This is a genomic window from Flavobacterium lacustre (assembly GCF_027474525.2).
Taxonomy (GTDB): Bacteria; Bacteroidota; Bacteroidia; order Flavobacteriales; family Flavobacteriaceae; genus Flavobacterium; species Flavobacterium lacustre.
Genome location: NZ_CP114882.2, coordinates 188,282 through 208,924 on the forward strand (window position 1 = coordinate 188,282; position 20,643 = coordinate 208,924).

Genomic DNA, 20,643 nt, shown 5'->3' on the forward strand with positions numbered 1-20,643 from the left:
AAAACCTAATCAAAATGGAAACCCTAAATATATTACTAGAAGCCATTAATACTGGCGAAGTATTGGATATAAAATATAATGGAGGTAGTCAACCTGGAGCTTTAAGAGAAATAGCCCCAATTAGCATTTCAAATGGCAAAGTCAGTGCAAGGTGTTTAACCTCAAATTCAACAAAGACTTTCGATATAAATAAAATCGAAATATCTAAGAATTTCAACAGTGAAAATGAAGTTTGGAAAAAAGATTATATAAAAACTTTTAAGTACCAAAATTTAGATGATTTTTTTAATGCAGAATTTAATGAATTATTGAAATTAGGTTGGCATATTGAGCATACAAAAGAAAAAACATTATCACTCCATAAAATCTACAAAAATGGAAAAATAATGAAACGAAAAGAAGTTTCGTTAGAATTTGAAAAATTCGCATATGATTTTGTTGTTAACCCAGAAACAGCCGAAATAACCTGCGAAAATGAAAGAGTTAGGGAAAGACCTTGGATTGTAAGAGCCGAAAAACATAAAACAAATACATACGCAAATTTTGATAAAGCTCTAGAAATTTTTTTAAATTATGCTGAAAAATTAGCTACAATATAAAGAGTAGTAAAAAGGCCAGCACACAACAGCCGTTACACGAGATTTGGGTATTAGGCTTAATTTGAAAATGGTTTTATATTTGGGAGATTTGCTTCGCCTGTTCGCTATCGCTCGGGTGGTAAATCCGAGAATAGGGCTTAATTTAGTCCCAAACCCGCTGTATTACCAGGACGTTAGCGATAATTATATTGAAAACCGTAAATATGAAAATTTATACATTGATTTTAGTTTCACTTTTTATAGTTAGCTGTAACATTAAAAAGCAAAATAATAAACATATTGAACATTCTGAAAAGTTATATCCAACTGTAAGTTATCTTGACCTAAAATTGGACGAATCGGGAAATTTACCCGAAAATCCATATATATTAGAATTTGAAAATGGAAAGAAAAAAATCGTCTTTTGTGGTGTAAACCATTTGACCGACAATAGCGATATTACTAATCCAATGTTTGGGAAAATTGAAAAAAAATTTTTTGATATTTCTCCAAATATTTCCATAAATGAAGGCGGCGACATTTCCAAAAAAGTATACAAATCCAAACGAGAAGCATTATTAAAAGATGGCGAAATTGGGTTACTAAAAATAATATCTGATAGTTTAAAAATAAAAACTATTGATGGCGACATTAAAGCCAACTTAGAATTTAAAGAATTGCTAAAATATTATTCAAAAGGTGAATTTTTAGCTTACATAGTTACTGAAAGATTTATGTGGTCTTTAAAAGGAGAACGTATTAAAGACCAAAAAGAAATTGACACAAGATATTCTCAATTTATTCAAAACTATATAATGAAATTTGGAGAAGTTAAATTGAATACGAAAGAGCAAACTCTTGATTTTTATAAAGCTAATTATGAAATGCTTCTAAATAGGAAATTTAATCTTGAAGAACTTGAGCCAACAAATCCTTTCGATCCGATTGGAAAATTTCAAGAAATTGGCAGAAAATCAAAAGAAATTAGAGATCAATATTTGCTAAAAACGATTGACAATTTATTAGATACGAACGATAAAGTATTTATTGTTTTTGGTGGTTGGCATTTATTAACCTGCGAACCTGGATTAAAGCAAATAATTAATCGTAAACGAGAATAACTATCGCTAACCGCAGTTACCCGAAATTGCTGTTGTTCATCTTTTTTTCCTATTTTCGTTTTCGGTAATGGAGAAAACTCGGTTACCAAGCCGCAACTTCGGGTAGCAGCCAAACGTTAGGTATCATTTAACCACAAAACGAATGAAAAAAGGATTTTACATTATAATTTCAATTTTGTTTTTGAATTGTAGCGAAATTTCAAAATCAGACAAACGGGATTTTGAAAAAGTAAAAATTAGTAATGAAATGTTTACTCCATATTCTCAATTTGAAAACTTATTTATTTGCAAAGATAGTATCGAAGATTTTGATACTGGATATTCGAAAATTGAACTAAATCAAGAGAATATTCAAATATTAAACTCTAAAAATGATGGTTACGAATCAACGCAAATTGAAATTATAATTGACAAAAACTTAAAAATTGAGACTGTTAAATATTCGTATAGCGACGATGTGGAAGATGGTTCAAAAACAGAATATGAGGTAATTGACGCTAAAATCAATATGAACAAAAATCCATTTGAACAAAATTCAAAACAAATTACCGCGTATTATTTATTAAGAATTAGAGAAACAAATATTCCGAGCGAATTTTGGAAATTCAAAAAAGAAACTGAATATTATTTCAAAGGAAAAATTGAATGTAAATAAACGATACATAACAACTACAACTGATTTGGCAAATATGAGAATAGAGCTTAATTTAGTGCCAAAACCGCTGTAGTAGCGAAACGTTGGCAATACTAGACTACAAGACTGTAAAAGAACCAAAAACATAAGAAAATGAATAAACTAAAATACATTCTTATCTGCTTTACAATTACACTTCAAAGTTGTAACGGACAAACTACACCCAAAAAAGAAATTTACAATCAAGACTTTAAGTGGACAATTACGATACCTGAAAACTTTCAAAATGTTAGTGCAGAAGAATGGGCAATAATGCAAAATAAAGGTGCTGATGCAATCGAAAAAACTTACGAAGCAGAAGTTATTAATCAAGCAAATACAATCTTTGTATTTAAAAGTGACCAGTTAAATTATTTTGAGTCTAACTATCAACCTTTTGACATATCAACTGACGGTGATTATTTAGAATCTTGTAAAAATGTAAACGACATTTTATACGAAACATTTAAAACTCAAATGCCTGACATTAAAATTGACACAACAAAAATGGTTGAAAAAATTGATAATTTAGAATTTCAGACTTTTAAAATGAAAATTGAGTATCCGAATAAGATGGTTTTGAATGTATTAATGTATAGTAGACTTTTCGACAAAAAAGAATTTACAGTTAATATTATGTATTTGGATAATAAAAAAGGTCAATTAATGCTTGAAGCTTGGAAAAAATCTAAATTCACTAAATAATAAAAATGAGTACTGCCACTAACAGGTGTTTGACAAGATTTGGAATTTTGTGACAAATTCACGTTTCGCAAGAAATTTTATCCTAGCCGAAAGAACCCGGTTATGAAGTTCGCAACCACGCCAAGCGGAGAGACGCCAAAGGCAAGTTTAAACGAATCAATATGAAAGAATATCTTTTTAAAAATGCAACAATCACATTTATAATTATGAATGTTTGGACATTATTTTTATTCTTCAATTATCTACTTGAAGAACCCGGTTTATTTCGTGGATTAGGGACTTTAGGATTATACATATATAGCTTGGTTTTTGGAATTTTAATTGGAATAATAACATTGCTTTTAAGAATTTTAATATTTAGAAAAGCTAAAAGTGAAAAACTTAAAACCAATTTTTTCTATCTTTTTGCTGGAGTGTTTAATTTGACTCTTTTTATTACTTGGTTAACTTTAGTGTTATTAAAAATTCTTGAAGTACGTCAAGGAGAAATTCAAAATGCTGCAATTTGTAATGGTATTTTGTCCTTATTACTATTAGCTGACTTGTTTATAGTAAAAGGAATAACTAAACCCGAAAGGAATATGGAAACCAAAGCTATTGAATAAAAATCCGCTGCAATAACCCTTAAAACTGAGCTGTATTGTTCATTAGAAAAAAGAAATAGAATTTTTGTAAAAACGTTTCTGTTTACAACATAAAAAAAAGTGTAAGAACTGAATCTTACACTTTTTTTTATTTTAGACCTGCCCTTTCGGACTGATTTTATCTTGAATAATTTGGAGCCTCTTTTGTAATGGTTACGTTGTGTGGATGGCTTTCGTTGATTCCGCTTGCTGTTATGCGAACAAAACGTCCGGTTTCCTGCAAGGTTGGAATGTCTTTTGCACCACAATATCCCATTCCGGCGCGAAGACCACCAATGAATTGTTGCATACTTTCGTTTAATTCTCCTTTGTAAGGTACACGTCCTACAATTCCTTCCGGAACTAATTTCTTAACGTCATCTTCGACATCTTGAAAATAACGGTCTTTTGATCCTTCTTGCATGGCTTCAACAGAACCCATTCCGCGGTATGATTTGAATTTTCTTCCTTCGAAGATAATCGTTTCTCCCGGAGATTCTTTGGTTCCTGCCAAAAGAGAGCCTAACATTACACAATCGGCTCCGGCAGCAATGGCTTTAGGAATATCCCCTGTGTAGCGAATTCCACCATCGGCAATTACAGGAACTCCAGTTCCTTTGATAGCCGCAGCTACTTCAAGCACTGCAGAAAACTGAGGAAAACCAACACCGGCTACAATACGAGTGGTACAGATTGAACCTGGACCAATTCCTACTTTTACCCCATCGGCACCGTTTTCGACTAAATATTTAGCGGCTTCGGGAGTCGCAATATTCCCTACGATAACGTCTAGTTGCGGGAATTTGGCTTTTACTAATTTTAGTACATCAACCACTCCTTTTGTATGTCCGTGAGCGGTATCTATAATCACTGCGTCGACTCCGGCATTTACTAAAGCAGTTGCTCTTTCGACCGCATCGGCAGTAACGCCTAAAGCAGCAGCTACGCGCAAACGTCCGTACTTGTCTTTATTGGCATTTGGTTTCTGAGTTAATTTGGTAATGTCTCTGAAAGTGATTAAACCCACTAACTCTGATTTATCATTTACCACAGGAAGTTTTTCGATTTTATGACCTTGCAAAACAACTTCGGCTTGTTCCAGAGAAGTTCCTTCGGCAACGGTCACTAAGTTTTGGCTGGTCATTACCTCAACGATTGGTCTTGCGTTGTTTCTTTCAAAACGCAAATCTCTATTGGTAACAATTCCTTTTAGGATTCTGTTTTCATCAACGATTGGAATTCCTCCAATTCCGTATTCCTTCATTGCATTTTTAGCATCTGCTACAGTAGAAGTCAACGGTAAAGTGACTGGATCGATAATCATTCCTGACTCGGCACGTTTTACTTTACGTACTTTGGCAGCTTGTTGTTCGATAGTCATGTTTTTATGTAAAACACCGATTCCTCCTTCTTGTGCCATAGCAATTGCCATTGCACTTTCGGTTACGGTATCCATAGCAGCGGATACAATAGGAACATTAAGCGTTATATTTCTTGAAAATTTTGATTGGATACTCACTTCGCGAGGAAGCACATTCGAATAGTTAGGAACTAATAGTACATCATCGTAAGTTAATCCTTCACCGATAATCTTAGAGTTGTGTGCGATCATTGCAATTTGTAGTTGTAGTTAAATTGCGTGCAAATATAGACAATCTTAAGATAAAAACCATCTTAATTTTGTTTTTAATGATTAAATTGCAATACATCGAGGATTTCATTCCTTATTTCAAACCTTGACTGTTTACAATTCATACTACCCTATTTCTTTTGATATGACAGAACAAAACCAACAAATACAAGGACTTTCTGCTGCTGAAGTAACGCAATCCCGAACTCAAAATGGTTCCAATTCATTAGACCATCAAAAGAAAAATAATTTCCTTTCCTCGGTAATAGAGATGGTCAAAGAGCCTATGTTTTTGTTACTTCTCACGGCAACAAGCATTTACTTTATCATCGGCGAATATGGAAATGGTATTTTTATGGCTGTTGCTATTGCCTTAGTCTCTACGATTTCGTTATACCAAGAATCTAAAAGCAGAAATGCCATAGAAGCCTTAGAAAAATTGACGCAACCCAAAAGTAAAGTCATCCGAAATGGTGCAGTTCTTGAAATTCCAAGTGAAGAAATCGTATTGGGAGATTATATCCAAACAGAAGAAGGCACTTTTATTCCGGCCGACGGAATCATCATACAATCGAATGATTTTTCAGTAAATGAATCTATCTTAACCGGAGAATCCTTTACGGTTTTTAAAAATGAAAAGTCAGAAGACAATAAGGTTTATCAAGGAACGATTGCTGCCAGCGGACTCGCGATTTGTCAAGTAACCGCCATTGGTAGCTTAACACAACTGGGGAAAATAGGGAAAAGTTTAGATACAATTGTGGAGGAAAAGACGCCTTTGCAAAAGCAAATGGAAAACTTTGTCACCAAAATGTCTTTGGTAGGATTGGTTATTTTTGCAATTGTATGGGCTATCAATTACTGGAATTCCAGACTGATTTTGGACAGTTTATTAAAAGCATTGACCTTGGCCATGAGCATTATTCCGGAAGAAATTCCTGTGGCTTTTACCACCTTTATGGCTTTGGGCGCTTGGCGCTTAATGAAAATGGGGATTATCGTTAAGCAAATACGAACCGTAGAAACACTGGGAGGCGCTACTGTAATTTGCACTGATAAAACCGGAACCATTACAGAGAACAAAATGAGTCTGGCACAATGGTATACTTTATCATCGAATGTTATTTCGGATTCAAAAGAAAAAAGCAGCGAGGAAGAGCAAGAATTACTGAGCCTCTCGATGTGGGCGAGCGAACCCATTCCTTTTGATGCGATGGAAATTGCTTTGCATGATGCTTATGGGAAATTAGCATTAGAAGACGAGCGCTCCAACTTTAAACTCGTACACGAATATCCTTTGAGCGGAAAACCGCCCATGATGACGCATGTTTTTGAAAATCAAAACGGCGTAAGAATCATCGCTGCCAAAGGTGCGCCAGAAGCACTAATGGCGTGTTCTGATTTATCTGAAGAGGAATCCCAAAACATACTTTCAGCCATAGAAACGATGACCAATGAAGGTTTTCGTGTTTTAGGTGTTGGTGTTGCCAAATTCTACGGAACAGATTATCCTAAAAAACAGCAGGAATTTACGTTTCAGTTCAAAGGGTTGGTCGCTTTTTATGACCCACCAAAAGAAAATATAAAAACTGTTTTTGAGACTTTTTACAACGCTGGAATTGAAGTAAAAATAATAACCGGAGATAATGCGGCTACGACCTCCACCATTGCCAAGCAAATTGGTTTTAAAAATCCTGAAAAAGTGCTGAATGGTGATGACTTGATGGACATGGACGAAGCGACTTTAAAATCAAAAGTTATGGAAACAACCATTTTCACCCGAATGTTTCCGGAAGCCAAACTCAAAATCATTAAAGCTTTAAAAGACAACAATCAGATTGTAGCCATGACAGGCGACGGCGTAAACGATGGTCCTGCTTTAAAATCAGCTCATATTGGGATTGCGATGGGTAAAAAAGGGACTGAAATTGCTAAACAAGCCGCTAATTTAATTCTGATAGACGATGATTTTGCTAAAATGACGGACGCCATTGCTATGGGAAGAAAAATTTATATCAACCTCAAGAAAGCCATTCAATATATCATTTCGATTCACATTCCTATTATCTTGATTGTTTTCATTCCGCTGGCATTGGGATGGATTTATCCTAATATTTTTTCACCGGTACATATCATTTTTCTGGAAATTATAATGGGTCCAACGTGTTCCATCATTTACGAGAACGAACCTATGGAAGACAATTTGATGTTGCAAAAACCAAGACCTTTAACGACTACTTTTTTTAATTTAAAAGAAATCACCATCAGTATCATTCAGGGGCTTGCTATCACATTAGGGTTACTTTTTGTCTATCAATATTGCATCCGTGAGAATTGTACCGAAAATGCTACCCGAACCATTGTGTTTTTGACTTTGATTGCTTCAAATATATTCCTGACGCTTGCCAATCGTTCGTTTTACTATTCGATATTTACTACAATAAAATACAAAAATAATTTGGTTCTGCTCATTATCGGAGTAACGCTTTTCATTACGGTTTTGCTGTTATTTGTTCCGCAATTCTCCCAATTCTTTATGTTTGATACTGTTTCCATTCAACATATAGGTTTGAGTATTTTAGTTGGAGGAATTTCAGTGTTTTGGATTGAAATTTACAAAGGATTTAAACGTTTAAAAAAGGAGTAGCTTATTTGTCGTTGAAAATAACATTCAATCCCAATTGAAAAGAGAAACTGTTTGATTTTGTAATGTCTTTATATTCCAAAAGATTGTCCGCCAATACATAGAAATTAACAGGCCCTAATTTGCTCGACAAACCCAAACCTATGTTCGTATATGAAAACGAATCTAAAGTGTAGGTTGCTTTCAATTGCAATCCGTTGGAAATTTTTCTTCGATAATAGGTTGTAAAAGCGACCAAAGGCGTTCTTGGTGTAGTCATCACAAATAATTGGGCGCCAACTGCGTTTTTATAAACGGTTTCCGAATCGAAACCTTGACAATTGCATTCTTCATCGGATCGTTCTTCTCCAAAAGAATATTGAATCGAAGAATTAAATTTTGCAGGACGCCAAGTTGTATATTTAGTATATACGGTATCCAAAGGAATCGCATCTTTAAATTCCTGATACGCATCCGAAACCTGACTTGGATCTAAAAAATTAGGTTTCACACCTTCGAACTTATAGTATCCTTTATAGCGCAACCCTTCTACTTCTTTAGTATGGTTTATGAATCCAATATCGACTGCACTAGCTGTAAATTGGATGTTTTTTTGAGGATAATAGGTTAATCCTAAATCAATTCCTACTCCTAAATTGCCTCCCAATAAAACTTTTTTTCTAATGTCGCTTGCTACATCAGCCGTATAATTTTCATCATCATATTGGGCAATTCCTGACGTATTTAATTGTAAATCCGAATAAATAACTTGTTCATAAACCGAATTACCAGCTGACGGAATGGTATAAATATATCCGGAATTCTTAGTTGAAGTAGCGTTAAAAACACTGGAATAAATTTTACCGCGAACTCCCAAAATAAGATTCTCCTTTATATTTTTATGGTAACCAACATGCAGTACCGAAAGCATTTCGGCCTTGACATTCAAATCTCCCAAATCAAATACTTTTCCTAAATAATCTTTATTGCCATCAATAGCCAATACGGCAATATCTTTAGGCATGTACGACAACATATCAAATTCCTGATACATCCCGAAAGAGATGTAGGCTTTCTTTTCATCGGGTCCTATTCTGAAACCTCCACTAAACAATTCGATTTGCTCGTTTACAGCAACCTTATCTTTTTTGGTAGTAGAGAAAAGCACATTTCTCAATTTATCATTAAAATCGACTCCATTATCCGCAAATAAATCATAGGCAGAAAACCCGCTCGACCCAACATTTGCAGAAACACCGGACAATAGAGGAACTCCAAAATACCATTTATACTTGACATCCGAACCGGGATTGGTCATCATGGATTGCGGAATTGAAGTGAAGTTATATAGAATTTGTTTATTCTGCGAAAAACAACTCATTGCAATAAACAAAGTAAAAATCAATGCTTTTTTTCTCATTCTATTATAAAATAGGCGGTTACACCTGAGCGTAATTTTATACTTCCCAAGCTATTTTCGGTTAATGCAGGACCTGATGCCATTCTAAGTAAGAAAGCCATTTTTGTTGTCCTTTTTAATATATTTAATTGGGTATTCTCAAATGTTTCCGTTGTTGAAACCAAGTTTTCTGTTCCTGTGTAAGCAGGAATACTAAAGTTAACACTATGAATGGGAGAATCATTAACATCGAGAAACGTTATTTCTAAGGTATAAGCACGGTTAATGGTATTGTTAATTTCAAAATCTAAACCAGCTTTGACCAAATTATTTCTAAAAAAGGAATCATTGAATATGTCAACGGTTGGCACGGCATAAATTACATTTTGTTCTACACCGCCTGTAACAAAATCTTTTGCAGGAATCTCGAAAGAAGCTAAATTCGAAACGAAAACAGGTTCTAATTTGACATCATTTACTTGATTAAAATCTAAATCACTGGCACAAGAAAAACATACTATTACCAGTAACAACAATCCCGAAAATTTTTTAAAAACTGTATTTTTCATAACTTTAAAATAAAAAAGTACTCCTTCTCGAATGGGCATTCATTCGGTTGAAATAGCGTATTGTTGAAACGCTTAACTATAGCAATTATTGCCGTCAATGAAAGGTTCCAAATAATTTTGAAGCTTCGTTGTAGGCACTTTCAAAACTCATGGGGCTCAAATTCGTATTCTCTTTTTTGGAAGTAAAATAAGAAAGCAACTTTTCGGTAGGCATATTTCCCGTTAATTGATCTGTAGCCATCGGGCAACCGCCAAAACCTTGAATCGCGCCGTCAAAACGTCGACAACCGGCATTGTAAGCAGCATCTATTTTTTCAAACCATTTGTCCGGAGTGGTATGGAGATGTGCTCCAAACTCAATCTGAGGATATTTAGGAATCAAATTCGAAAATAAATAACCAATCACATCTGGAGTTGAACTGCCAACGGTATCCGAAAGCGAAAGTATTTTCACTCCCATATCGGCTAATTTCTCCGTCCACTCACCTACTATTTCAGTATTCCAAGGGTCTCCATACGGATTTCCAAAACCCATAGAAAGATAGGCAACCACTTCTTTATTACTTTGATTGGCAATCGCTAAAATTTCACGCAAGGTAATGATCGATTCGGCTATCGTTTTGTGTGTATTTCGCATTTGGAAATTCTCAGAAATAGAAAATGGGAATCCTAAATATTGAATTTCAGGAAAAGCAGCTGCTGCAATTGCGCCTTGCGTATTAGCAATTATAGCTAATAATTTACTTTTTGTTTGGGACAAATCAAGTTGTGCAAGGACTTCGGCAGTATCCTGCATTTGAGGAATCGCTTTTGCGGAAACAAAACTACCAAAATCGATAGTGTCAAAACCAACACGCAATAATGATTGAATGTAAGCCACTTTATTTGCCGTAGGAATAAAGGCTTTTATGCCTTGCATGGCATCGCGTGGACATTCGATAATTTTTACTGTTTCCATAGCGGTTCAAAGATAGGGGAAACAATTATAAATTAAAAAACTTTAGAAACATTCAGAGTACGGCATTTTGAAAAGAATCAAAACACACCACAAGATTAATACTATCAAACAGTTAAAAAATCACATTCCTTTCAAAAGTGATAATTAATGCTCGTTTTCAAACAGCTAAACTATTTTAATCGCTCTAAAATTTTCTTATTTATGGCTTTTACTAAAGAGGGGCCTTCGTAAATAAAACCAGTATAAAGTTGTACCAGACTTGCTCCGGCTTCTAATTTTTCTATAGCATCTTCGGCAGAATGAATTCCTCCTACTCCAATAATTGGGAATGCTTTATTGCTTTTTTCAGATAAAAAACGAATTACTTCGGTAGAACGATGTGCTAATGGTTTTCCAGACATTCCGCCAGTTTCCACTTTATTTTCTGATTGTAAACCTTCTCTTGAAAGCGTTGTATTTGTAGCAATTACTCCCGCGATTTTGGTTTGTTTGACAATATCAATAATGTCTAACAATTGCTCATCGGTCAAATCAGGTGCTATTTTTAATAAAATTGGCTTTTGCTTTGGCTTAGCCAAATTCTTGTTTTCTAATGTCTGAAGCAGTTGCGTTAAAGGCTCTTTGTCTTGTAAGGCGCGTAAATTTGGAGTGTTTGGCGAACTTACATTCACTACAAAATAGTCCACATAATCAAACAATGCGTCAAAACAAATTTCGTAATCTGAAGTAGCTTCTTCGTTTGGCGTCAACTTGTTTTTACCAATGTTTCCACCAATCAGCACTCCATTATTCTTTTTTAATCGAACGATTGCTTCTTGAACACCACCGTTATTGAAACCCATTCTGTTAATAATAGCCTGATCTTCTTTTAAACGGAACAAGCGTTTTTTTGGATTCCCTTCTTGTCCTTTTGGCGTAAGCGTACCGATTTCGATAAAGCCAAAACCAAAATTAGAAAGTTCTTTGTACAAGGAAGCGTCTTTGTCAAATCCTGCTGCCAATCCAACGGGATTTTTAAATTTTAAACCAAAAACTTCTGTTTCTAACCGACTGTCATTGACTTCGTAAAGCGCTTTGAAAAGAGATGGAAAACCTGGGATTTTCGAAACTAATCGTATTAATGAAAAGGTAAAATAATGCACTTTTTCTGGATCAAAACAAAAAAGTATCGGACGAATTAGTAGTTTGTACATGGTTATTATATTGTGTGGTGCAAAAGTAAAGAATAGTTTTCAGTCCCGAAACTTCGGAAGGAGTTTTTACGATGTAAATACCTCATAAAAAAATAGTAAAAGAAAAATACACGCTTCGGAATTGAAAAATCTTTGTTCGAAAATCCAAAAAGGACTTTATTATGCTTTAACCGCATACAAACCTTGTTTATATTTTGTATGTGTTTTTGCAATGACCTATATTTGCATTCCTAAAATAATAAAAAATGATTAAGATTACTTTGCCCGATGGGTCAGTTAAAGAGTTTGCGCCTGGGATTACTCCTATGGATGTTGCTAAAAGCATTAGCGAAGGATTTGCCAGAAACGTAATTTCGGCTTCTTTTGATGGTACAATTGTTGAAACAACGACTCCTTTAACCACAGACGGCAGTCTTATTTTATATACTTGGAATGACGAAGGTGGTAAAAAAGCATTTTGGCATTCTACTTCACACGTAATGGCGCAAGTTCTTGAGGAAATGTATCCTGGAATCAAATTAACGCTTGGACCTGCAATCGCTAATGGGTTTTATTATGATGTGGATTTTGAAGAGCATAAAATCACCGATGCCGATTTCAAAAAAATCGAAGATCGTGTTTTAGAAATTTCAAGAGGAAAATTCGAATTCAAATTGCGTCCGGTATCTAAAGCAGAAGCTCTAGAAACCTACAAAGACAATGTTTATAAAACCGAATTAATTTCGAATCTTGAAGATGGAACCATCACGTTTTGTGACCACTCTACTTTCACCGATTTATGTCGTGGTGGACATATTCCTAACACCGGAATCATCAAAGCGATGAAAATCATGAGCGTTGCCGGAGCGTATTGGAGAGGAGACGAAAAGAACAAACAGTTGACACGTGTTTACGGAATTTCGTTCCCTAAACAAAAAGACTTAACAGAATACCTGGAATTATTGGAAGAGGCAAAACGTCGCGACCATAGAAAACTAGGAAAAGAATTAGAATTGTTTGCGTTTTCACAAAAAGTAGGTGCAGGTTTGCCATTGTGGTTACCAAAAGGCGCCGCTTTGAGAGATCGTTTAGAGCAATTCTTGAAAAAAGCACAGAAAAAAGCAGGATACGAACAAGTAGTTACACCACATATTGGTCAAAAAGAATTGTATGTAACTTCGGGTCATTATGCAAAATATGGTGCCGATAGTTTCCAACCGATAAATACTCCTGCTGAAGGTGAAGAGTTTTTATTGAAACCGATGAACTGTCCTCACCACTGCGAAATTTATAATGTACGTCCTTGGTCTTACAAAGATTTACCAAAACGTTACGCTGAATTTGGAACGGTTTACAGATACGAACAAAGTGGTGAATTACACGGTTTGACTCGTGTACGTGGCTTTACTCAGGATGATGCTCATATTTTCTGTACACCAGAACAATTAGACGAAGAGTTCAAAAAAGTAATTGACTTGGTACTTTATGTATTTGGTTCATTAGGGTTTGAAAACTTTACCGCTCAGATTTCTTTAAGAGACAAAGAAAACAAAGATAAATACATTGGTACAGACGAAAATTGGGAGAAAGCAGAAAATGCAATCATCAATGCTGCTGCCGATAAAGGACTAAATACAGTAGTTGAATACGGAGAAGCCGCTTTCTATGGTCCAAAGCTGGATTTCATGGTAAAAGATGCTTTGGGAAGACAATGGCAATTAGGAACAATTCAAGTTGATTATAACTTGCCAGAACGTTTTGAATTGACTTACAAAGGATCTGACAATGAATTACATAGACCCGTGATGATTCACAGAGCTCCATTTGGTTCAATGGAACGTTTTATCGCTATTTTACTAGAACACACGGCAGGAAATTTCCCACTCTGGTTAATGCCTGAACAAGCTATAATATTGTCTTTGAGCGAGAAATATGAAATATATGCCAAAAAAGTTTTAGATTTGCTAGAAAATCACGAAATTCGCGCCCTCATTGATAATAGAAACGAGACAATCGGTAAGAAAATTAGAGATGCCGAAATGCAAAAAACACCGTTTATGTTGATTGTAGGTGAAGAAGAAGAGAAAAACGGTACCATTTCTATCCGTCGTCATGGACAAGAAGGTAAAGGAAATATCAGCGTTACAATAGAAGAATTTGCTGCTATTGTAAACGAAGAGATTAGCAAAACATTAAAAGTATTTACAGTTTAACTTAAATTATAAAGTCATAGCAATAAGAAGCAACAGAGGTTACCAACCTCGCGTAGAAAAAAAAGATGCACACAGAATAAATAATTTTATTCGTGGTGTACAAGAAGTAAGACTTGTAGGTGAAAACATTGAGCCTGGAGTTTTTAAACTTGCAGAAGCTTTAAGATTAGCGGACCAATTTGAATTGGATTTGGTTGAAATTTCACCAAATGCTGATCCACCAGTTTGTAAAATCATGGATTACAAGAAATTTGTTTACGAACAAAAGAAACGTGATAAGGTTTTAAAAGCCAAATCTACACAAGTAGTTGTGAAAGAAATCCGTTTTGGCCCTCAAACAGATGAGCATGATTATGAATTTAAGAGAAAGAACGCGGAGAAATTCCTAAAAGAAGGCGCAAAATTAAAAGCTTTTGTATTCTTCAAAGGACGTTCGATTATCTATAAAGATCAAGGTCAAATCTTGTTATTAAGATTAGCTACAGATCTTGAAGAATTTGGTAAAGTAGAAGCGATGCCAGTTCTTGAAGGAAAGAGAATGATTATGTTCATTGCTCCTAAAAAGAAAAAATAAGTCTTAAAGTCGAAAGTCTTAAAGTAAAAAGTCAGCAACTGACATTCAAACTTTAGACGTTCAAACTTTAGACTAAAGATAAGTAAGTAAGAATAAATTAAAACACTAGGAAAAAATGCCTAAAATGAAAACCAAATCTAGCGCCAAGAAACGTTTCAAAGTTACTGGTTCTGGAAAGATTAAAAGAAAGCATGCTTTTAAAAGTCACATCTTGACTAAAAAATCTAAAAAACGTAAATTAGCTTTGACACACTCAGCGCTAGTTCACTCTACAGATATGAAAAGCATCAAACAACAATTAAGAATTATTTAATTAAGTATTAAAGTTGCAAAGTCAAAGGTCATAAAGACTTTCGACATTCGACTTGAAAAACTTTTGACTAAATAGTCTTTAGGTTAAAACAATTTCAATAACCTTGGAGTATGGCTTTTAAGTTCTCTTGATTAAATTCGGGACGCCTGCTACAAAAAAACAGTAAAAATTATGCCAAGATCGGTAAATTCAGTTGCTAAAAGAGCAAGAAGAAAAAAAATAATGAAGCAAGCCAAAGGTTTCTTTGGTAGACGTAAAAACGTTTGGACAGTTGCTAAGAATGCGGTAGAGAAAGCAATGTGCTACGCTTACCGTGACAGAAAAGTGAATAAAAGAAATTTCCGTGCTTTATGGATTCAACGTATCAACGCTGGAGCTAGATTGGAAGGAATGTCTTATTCTCAATTCATGGGGAAAGTAAAAGCTAACAATATCGAATTGAACCGTAAAGTTCTTGCAGATTTAGCGATGAACCACCCAGAAGCTTTCAAAGCAATACTTAATAAAGTAAAATAAACGTTTTATCAACTCAATTTAGATTACTTACTTATATAGAAAAACCCATTCGTTCTGCGAATGGGTTTTCTGGTTTATAATAACCTTTATCATCAAAAAATCACTTATTTGTAATATACTTTTTTATAATATAAGGACTTATTTTCTTTAATGTTTTTCCGGTTATAGGATGAAGACCGGGTTGGGAAAAATATTCATATTTCCCTGTTATTGGTTCTTTCCCATACCAAACCATTGGTAAATCATGCAATCCATTTTTAAAAAAAGTAGTGGTATCACAAACCGATATCTTCCTGAAATGATCTACTTCAAATTGATTAATAGGCTTTACATCTTCCTTATTCTTAACCTCATCATAACCTACTACTTCATAATGATTCTCAACCCATATCATTCCGTTTTTATTTGGAAAACAAATACTCTTTAAGCTATACCCCAGCGAAGTAAATAACAAAAGAACAAAAAAACCAATTATTACCTTTCCTCTAAAAGAAAACCTTTTTACAGGCTCAAGACCTTGAATGAAATCTGTTACATTCAATTTATTCTTACCCCCACTTATTTTTACACTTACAATTCCTTTATTATCATCATAATCTCCGTTTCGAAACTTGACGTAAGGTCTTGGACTAAAATCAACCAAAACAGCTATCAAATTCAAACTTTCAATCTGAGTAATATCAGTATTCTTAATCAAAAAATTTATAAAAGGTCTGAACTTATCAGTATCAAACTTTTCTATTTGTTTGATTTTATCTTCCTTTTCTTCAAAATTGAAAAACCGATCAAAAATCCCCTTATCAACCAAGTCCTTATTTATTTCAAAAATCAAAGCACATAATTTTTTAATTTTTGCAGGAGAAGGATTTATTAAATAATCCGAAAAATCACCAGATTTTACTCCTTCGTATTTTTCCTTAATAGCCTTTTTATATCCATCAAGTGTATTCATGTTAAGTCAGTTTATTGGAATTATTTGGAATCTGCCGGAATTGGGTGGAATCATTGGAATGATTGGAATTCCATACCATTTCCTCTTCATAATCAGCATTCCTTTGCCTTAGAATTAGTTTTTGTCTTATCCTGCAATTAAGACAAATGTACGAAACTAGTTTCAAAAAAGGTGTCGCTAAACAGTACAGAAAATTTATCCGGGAAGTATAAATCATTCTATTCTGTTTTAGCACACTCACTTCCCAAAAAGAATAAAAGAGCAGTCCCAAAAAAAAGGATTTCCAGCTCAGCTAAGCTTCGATTTCAATTTCGAACAGCACAACTTATGTCTAATTTTTAATTCCAAAAAAATGAAAAAAGTATTTTTAGCCTCAATGTTTCTTTTAATAAGCACAATAATGGCATCCTGCACTAATGACGAGGTCGAAACTAAGCCAAACAATTCTAAAACACAAATAACCGCAGAAACCGGAGGAGATTCCAGTGGGCAAACTCCAATAAGTCCACCTAAAAGATAATACAAATATTGTTAATTAGAAAAGTGCACAATTTTAATTAATTTCAGTAATTTCGGGAAATGATACTCAAAAAGTTCCATTTCCCGATTTTTCTATTAGTACCAATCCTACTAATGACTTTGCAATCCTGTAAAAAAGAACAACACATTAGTCCGGAGTCAAAATCCAATTTTGATTATGATAAAATTTTAGATCTGGCAGAAAAAAATTTAGAGTCTCAAAATTTTGACAGTGCCTTTTATTACTATAATAAAATTAAATCAAATTGCGACCCAAATAAAGAACAAGATGAAATTATCTATGCTTTATTACGAATGGCTTACATCCAACAAACGCAAGGTGACTACTCTAGTAGCGAAACCAGTGCGACAGAAGCAATTTCTTATTTCAAAAAAAATACAGACTCTTATTATAAAGTAGCCAGCTATAATTTATTAGCTATAAATTACAAACAGTTATTTGATTTTAACAACAGTATCTATTACTACAAGCAAGCTTTAAATTTAGCAGAAGATGAATTACAAAAGGCAGTTATTCTAAACAATATTGCTGTTGTATATATGGATAAGGACAAATATTCCCACGCTATAAAAATTCTTATGCCTTTATCCTTAAAAAAAGAGGTTATAAATAATTCAGATAATTATGCCAGGGTCTTAGATAACTTAGGTCGTTGCTATTATAAAATTGGAAATCACAAAAGCATTGATTATCTAAAACAATCCTTAGCTATTAGAAACAAATTCAAAAATGACTACGGATTAACCACCAGTTATCTTAATATTTCTGAATTTTATGAAAAAACTCAACCCCACATCGCGACTAAATATGCCAAATTAGCTTATGAAAAAGCAACTATAGTTAATAATGTTGATGACCGTCTGAAAGCATTAGCTTCAATAATCAGAAACAGCGACGGAGATCAGTCTAAAACCTATTCTGCAGCCTACCTCTACATTAACGACAGCATCAATAAAATAAGACAGAAAGCGAAAAATCAATTTGCTAAAATTAAATATGACTCTAAAAAAGAACGAGATGAAAATTTAAAACTCAAAACTCAAAGAGCAGAAAATGCACTTCAATTAGAACAACAAAAAAACAGCAATCTCTTTTTATCTTTTGTTATTGTTCTTGGTATTATTGCTACACTTTTTCTAATTTATTTTTTTAAAGAAAGAAGTAAAAAAGAAAAAATTAAAACATCTTATGATACAGAAACCCGAATTTCAAAAAAATTACATGATGAACTGGCCAATGATGTTTACCACGCAATGGCTTTTGCCGAAACCCAAGATTTATCTTCGAGTGAGAATAAAGAATTATTACTTACGAACCTTGATACCATTTATTCAAGAACGCGGAATATTTCAAAAGAAAACAGTGCGATAGAAACCAGAATTAATTTTGTGGGAAACCTAAAAGAAATGATGGCTGCTTTCAATACCCAAGAAGTAAATATTTTAGTCAACGGATGGGAAGCTTGTCCTTGGAACATTTTAAAAGATGAAACAAAAATAACACTCTATCGCGTGCTACAAGAATTATTAGTTAACATGAAAAAACACAGTAAATGCAGTTTAGTCGTAATTACTTTTAAAAAAAATAAAAATAAATTAGAAATAGATTACAGTGATAACGGGCTTGGAGCAACATCTGAAGAAATAAATATGAAGAATGGACTTCAAAATGTGGAAAACCGTATTCTTGGTATAAAAGGAACTATTACTTTTGACACAGTATCCAAAAAAGGATTCAAAGCAAGTCTCACATTACCCATTTAATCATTTAATTCTATGTTCAACAAAGTTTTAGTTGCAGAAGATTTAGACACTATCAATTTGTCAATGGTTCAGGCGCTCAAAGACCTCAATGTTAACGAAATTCACTATGCTAAATACTGTGACGAAGCCTATCTGAAAATCAAGAGAGCATTACATGATAAGACTCCATATGATTTATTAATCAGCGATTTATCATTTAAAACAGACCATCGGGAAAGTCAATTAAATTCAGGAGACGAACTTATAGAAGCAGCAAAAAAAGCGCAACCTGACTTAAAAACTATCGTTTTCTCTATTGAAGATAAATCCTTCAAAATAAAATCCCTTTTTAATACATTAGGAATTAATGCTTATGTTTGTAAAGGTCGTAATAGCATTCCTGAACTAAAAAAAGCAGTCCAACGCATTTATGACAACGACGAAAAAACTATTTCTACTGAATTATCCCACGCTCTGAGAGATAACTCACTTTATGAGATTGAAGCCTTTGATATTGCACTGCTAAAATCATTATCTAAAGGACTTACTATTGAAGATATTTCATTAGAATTTAAAGATTCAGGGGCATTTCCTTCAAGCTATAGCAGCTTAGAAAAGCGCATTAATAAGCTAAAAATATATTTTAAAGCGAACAACAAAGTACATCTCATTGCCCTTGCCAAAGATTTTGGATTAGTATAATCACTTTAAAAAATAGCTACTATTTAATAGCAAATTGAGTGAAAATTAAGTTAATTTTATTACAAGATTATATTCTTTAAAAACAGGTCCCAAAACTGTATTATAACGAATAAAAACACAGATTAACGATTTAATACTTCTTTTAGAATTATTTTATTTTACTTTATATATGAGTTTTTTCGTATGCAAGAAAAACAAATGTAAAATTGATTTTTTAGGAATTATAAAATATACTTACAAAAGTACAACTATCATTTTTAAGTCATTTTTATCCTTGATAAACTTACTTTTTTTGCCTTAAGTTTGTAATAAAAATTACATTCTTTAATCTAAAATTAAAAAAAAAGAATGAAAAATTTCACTCTAAAACTATCACTGTTTTTAATGATTCTGTTAACATCTTGTACTCAAAAAACTGAGATTGTTAATCTAAAAAGTTCTTTTTATATTCCCTCTCAGGATAAAACATGTGCATTAAAAAACGGTATTCATAAGGGCTCAATGTATTACTATGACAAAAAAACAGCTTATTCCAGAACCTATATTTCAGAAATTGAAATCCATGATTGCGAAATAAATAAAATAATTTTTGAAGATGGAACTTCTCTCAACAAAAACCAGATCTATTCTACACCTATAGACAAAAAAGGAAAAGTTACTATCACTACTGATAAAGGTATAATCTATGAAGTTTCCATAAAAAAATAAAAAAAAAGATATTTATTTTAATGAAATGAGGAAAACCGTAAAATAATATTTTTTTATCATGGTAAGTTTACCAAACTAATAAACCTCTCCATGGAAATCTTAAATTTTTCTAGTACTGATTACTTATTAATGCTCGAATTAGTTGTACTTTTTTTGAGTATATTCGTTATAATCTTTTTACTATATAAAATCCGAAAAAAATAGTACTAAAATTAAAAGCTAAAAATGTATTCTTACCTGTAAACCGTACTTCGTTTTATACAGGCAATCTATATAAACGTTTCAAAAAAATTCACATAAAAGCTATAAGATAAAATCAAAACTATCCAAT

General features: G+C 33.3%; 19 protein-coding genes. 13 read left to right on the forward strand and 6 right to left on the reverse strand.

Going from position 1 to position 20,643, the window contains the following annotated elements; all coding sequences use genetic code 11:
* Positions 1–14 precede the first annotated feature (14 nt).
* The 5 genes from O6P34_RS00925 (at position 15) to O6P34_RS00945 (ending at position 3,682) form a co-directional block, all read left to right on the forward strand.
* Positions 15–599: a WYL domain-containing protein gene (locus tag O6P34_RS00925; protein ID WP_269685485.1), complete on the forward strand. Its 585-nt coding sequence runs from the start codon at positions 15–17 to the stop codon at positions 597–599.
* 203 nt (positions 600–802) lie between these two features.
* Positions 803–1,699, forward strand: coding sequence for a TraB/GumN family protein (locus O6P34_RS00930; RefSeq protein WP_269685486.1), 897 nt, complete (start codon positions 803–805; stop codon positions 1,697–1,699).
* Positions 1,700–1,841: 142 nt separating this feature from the next.
* Positions 1,842–2,354: a hypothetical protein gene (locus O6P34_RS00935; protein ID WP_269685487.1), complete on the forward strand. Its 513-nt coding sequence runs from the start codon at positions 1,842–1,844 to the stop codon at positions 2,352–2,354.
* A 132-nt stretch (positions 2,355–2,486) separates the two neighbouring features.
* Positions 2,487–3,077, forward strand: coding sequence for a hypothetical protein (locus O6P34_RS00940; RefSeq protein WP_269685488.1), 591 nt, complete (start codon positions 2,487–2,489; stop codon positions 3,075–3,077).
* Positions 3,078–3,238: 161 nt separating this feature from the next.
* The gene (locus O6P34_RS00945) at positions 3,239–3,682 is read left to right on the forward strand and encodes a hypothetical protein (protein ID WP_269685489.1); all 444 of its coding nucleotides are present in this window, start codon (positions 3,239–3,241) and stop codon (positions 3,680–3,682) included.
* 157 nt (positions 3,683–3,839) lie between these two features.
* Here the strand turns inward: O6P34_RS00945 and guaB are convergent, their stop codons facing one another.
* Positions 3,840–5,312 (reverse strand): IMP dehydrogenase, encoded by a 1,473-nt coding sequence (guaB, locus tag O6P34_RS00950; protein WP_269685490.1) that lies wholly within the window; start codon positions 5,310–5,312, stop codon positions 3,840–3,842.
* Between the two features lie 163 nt (positions 5,313–5,475).
* Between guaB and O6P34_RS00955 the strand changes: the two genes are divergently transcribed.
* Positions 5,476–7,977 carry a cation-translocating P-type ATPase gene (locus tag O6P34_RS00955; RefSeq protein ID WP_269685491.1) on the forward strand — a complete coding sequence of 834 codons (2,502 nt, stop codon included), beginning with the start codon at positions 5,476–5,478 and terminating at the stop codon, positions 7,975–7,977.
* A gap of 1 nt (position 7,978) precedes the next feature.
* On the opposite strand, the gene O6P34_RS00960 is transcribed toward O6P34_RS00955, so the two are convergent.
* The 4 genes from O6P34_RS00960 to O6P34_RS00975 all read right to left on the reverse strand — a co-directional run bounded on the left by O6P34_RS00960 (position 7,979) and on the right by O6P34_RS00975 (position 12,072).
* The gene (locus tag O6P34_RS00960) at positions 7,979–9,373 is read right to left on the reverse strand and encodes a DUF5723 family protein (RefSeq protein WP_269685492.1); all 1,395 of its coding nucleotides are present in this window, start codon (positions 9,371–9,373) and stop codon (positions 7,979–7,981) included.
* A complete protein-coding gene (locus O6P34_RS00965) occupies positions 9,370–9,921 on the reverse strand; it encodes a hypothetical protein (protein WP_269685493.1) in 552 nt (183 codons plus the stop codon). The genes O6P34_RS00960 and O6P34_RS00965 overlap by 4 nt, the downstream gene beginning before the upstream one ends.
* Positions 9,922–10,015: 94 nt before the next feature.
* Positions 10,016–10,879 (reverse strand): hydroxymethylglutaryl-CoA lyase, encoded by an 864-nt coding sequence (locus tag O6P34_RS00970; RefSeq protein ID WP_269685494.1) that lies wholly within the window; start codon positions 10,877–10,879, stop codon positions 10,016–10,018.
* Between the two features lie 170 nt (positions 10,880–11,049).
* Positions 11,050–12,072: a quinone-dependent dihydroorotate dehydrogenase gene (locus O6P34_RS00975; protein ID WP_269685495.1), complete on the reverse strand. Its 1,023-nt coding sequence runs from the start codon at positions 12,070–12,072 to the stop codon at positions 11,050–11,052.
* A 245-nt stretch (positions 12,073–12,317) separates the two neighbouring features.
* On the opposite strand from O6P34_RS00975, the gene thrS reads away from it, so the two are divergent.
* The 4 genes from thrS to rplT all read left to right on the forward strand — a co-directional run bounded on the left by thrS (position 12,318) and on the right by rplT (position 15,667).
* Complete coding sequence (thrS, locus tag O6P34_RS00980; RefSeq protein ID WP_269685496.1) at positions 12,318–14,264, forward strand: threonine--tRNA ligase; 1,947 nt, start codon at positions 12,318–12,320, stop codon at positions 14,262–14,264.
* Between the two features lie 16 nt (positions 14,265–14,280).
* Positions 14,281–14,838, forward strand: coding sequence for a translation initiation factor IF-3 (gene infC / locus O6P34_RS00985; RefSeq protein ID WP_432419589.1), 558 nt, complete (start codon positions 14,281–14,283; stop codon positions 14,836–14,838).
* Positions 14,839–14,953: 115 nt separating this feature from the next.
* Positions 14,954–15,151, forward strand: coding sequence for a 50S ribosomal protein L35 (gene rpmI, locus O6P34_RS00990; RefSeq protein ID WP_007810722.1), 198 nt, complete (start codon positions 14,954–14,956; stop codon positions 15,149–15,151).
* Positions 15,152–15,322: 171 nt separating this feature from the next.
* Positions 15,323–15,667, forward strand: a complete 345-nt coding sequence (rplT, locus tag O6P34_RS00995) for a 50S ribosomal protein L20 (RefSeq protein WP_024982755.1) — start codon at positions 15,323–15,325, stop codon at positions 15,665–15,667.
* 100 nt (positions 15,668–15,767) lie between these two features.
* Here rplT and O6P34_RS01000 read toward each other — a convergent pair whose 3' ends face one another.
* Positions 15,768–16,619, reverse strand: a complete 852-nt coding sequence (locus O6P34_RS01000; RefSeq protein ID WP_269685497.1) for a hypothetical protein — start codon at positions 16,617–16,619, stop codon at positions 15,768–15,770.
* Between the two features lie 579 nt (positions 16,620–17,198).
* Between O6P34_RS01000 and O6P34_RS01005 the strand changes: the two genes are divergently transcribed.
* The 3 genes from O6P34_RS01005 to O6P34_RS01015 all read left to right on the forward strand — a co-directional run bounded on the left by O6P34_RS01005 (position 17,199) and on the right by O6P34_RS01015 (position 20,312).
* Positions 17,199–18,923 (forward strand): tetratricopeptide repeat-containing sensor histidine kinase, encoded by a 1,725-nt coding sequence (locus O6P34_RS01005; RefSeq protein ID WP_269685498.1) that lies wholly within the window; start codon positions 17,199–17,201, stop codon positions 18,921–18,923.
* Positions 18,924–18,935: 12 nt separating this feature from the next.
* On the forward strand, positions 18,936–19,604 hold the full coding sequence (locus O6P34_RS01010; RefSeq protein WP_269685499.1) for a DNA-binding transcriptional response regulator: 669 nt from the start codon (positions 18,936–18,938) through the stop codon (positions 19,602–19,604).
* A gap of 348 nt (positions 19,605–19,952) precedes the next feature.
* Entirely contained in the window at positions 19,953–20,312 is a 360-nt protein-coding gene (locus O6P34_RS01015; protein WP_269685500.1) for a hypothetical protein, read from the forward strand.
* Positions 20,313–20,643 lie beyond the last annotated feature (331 nt).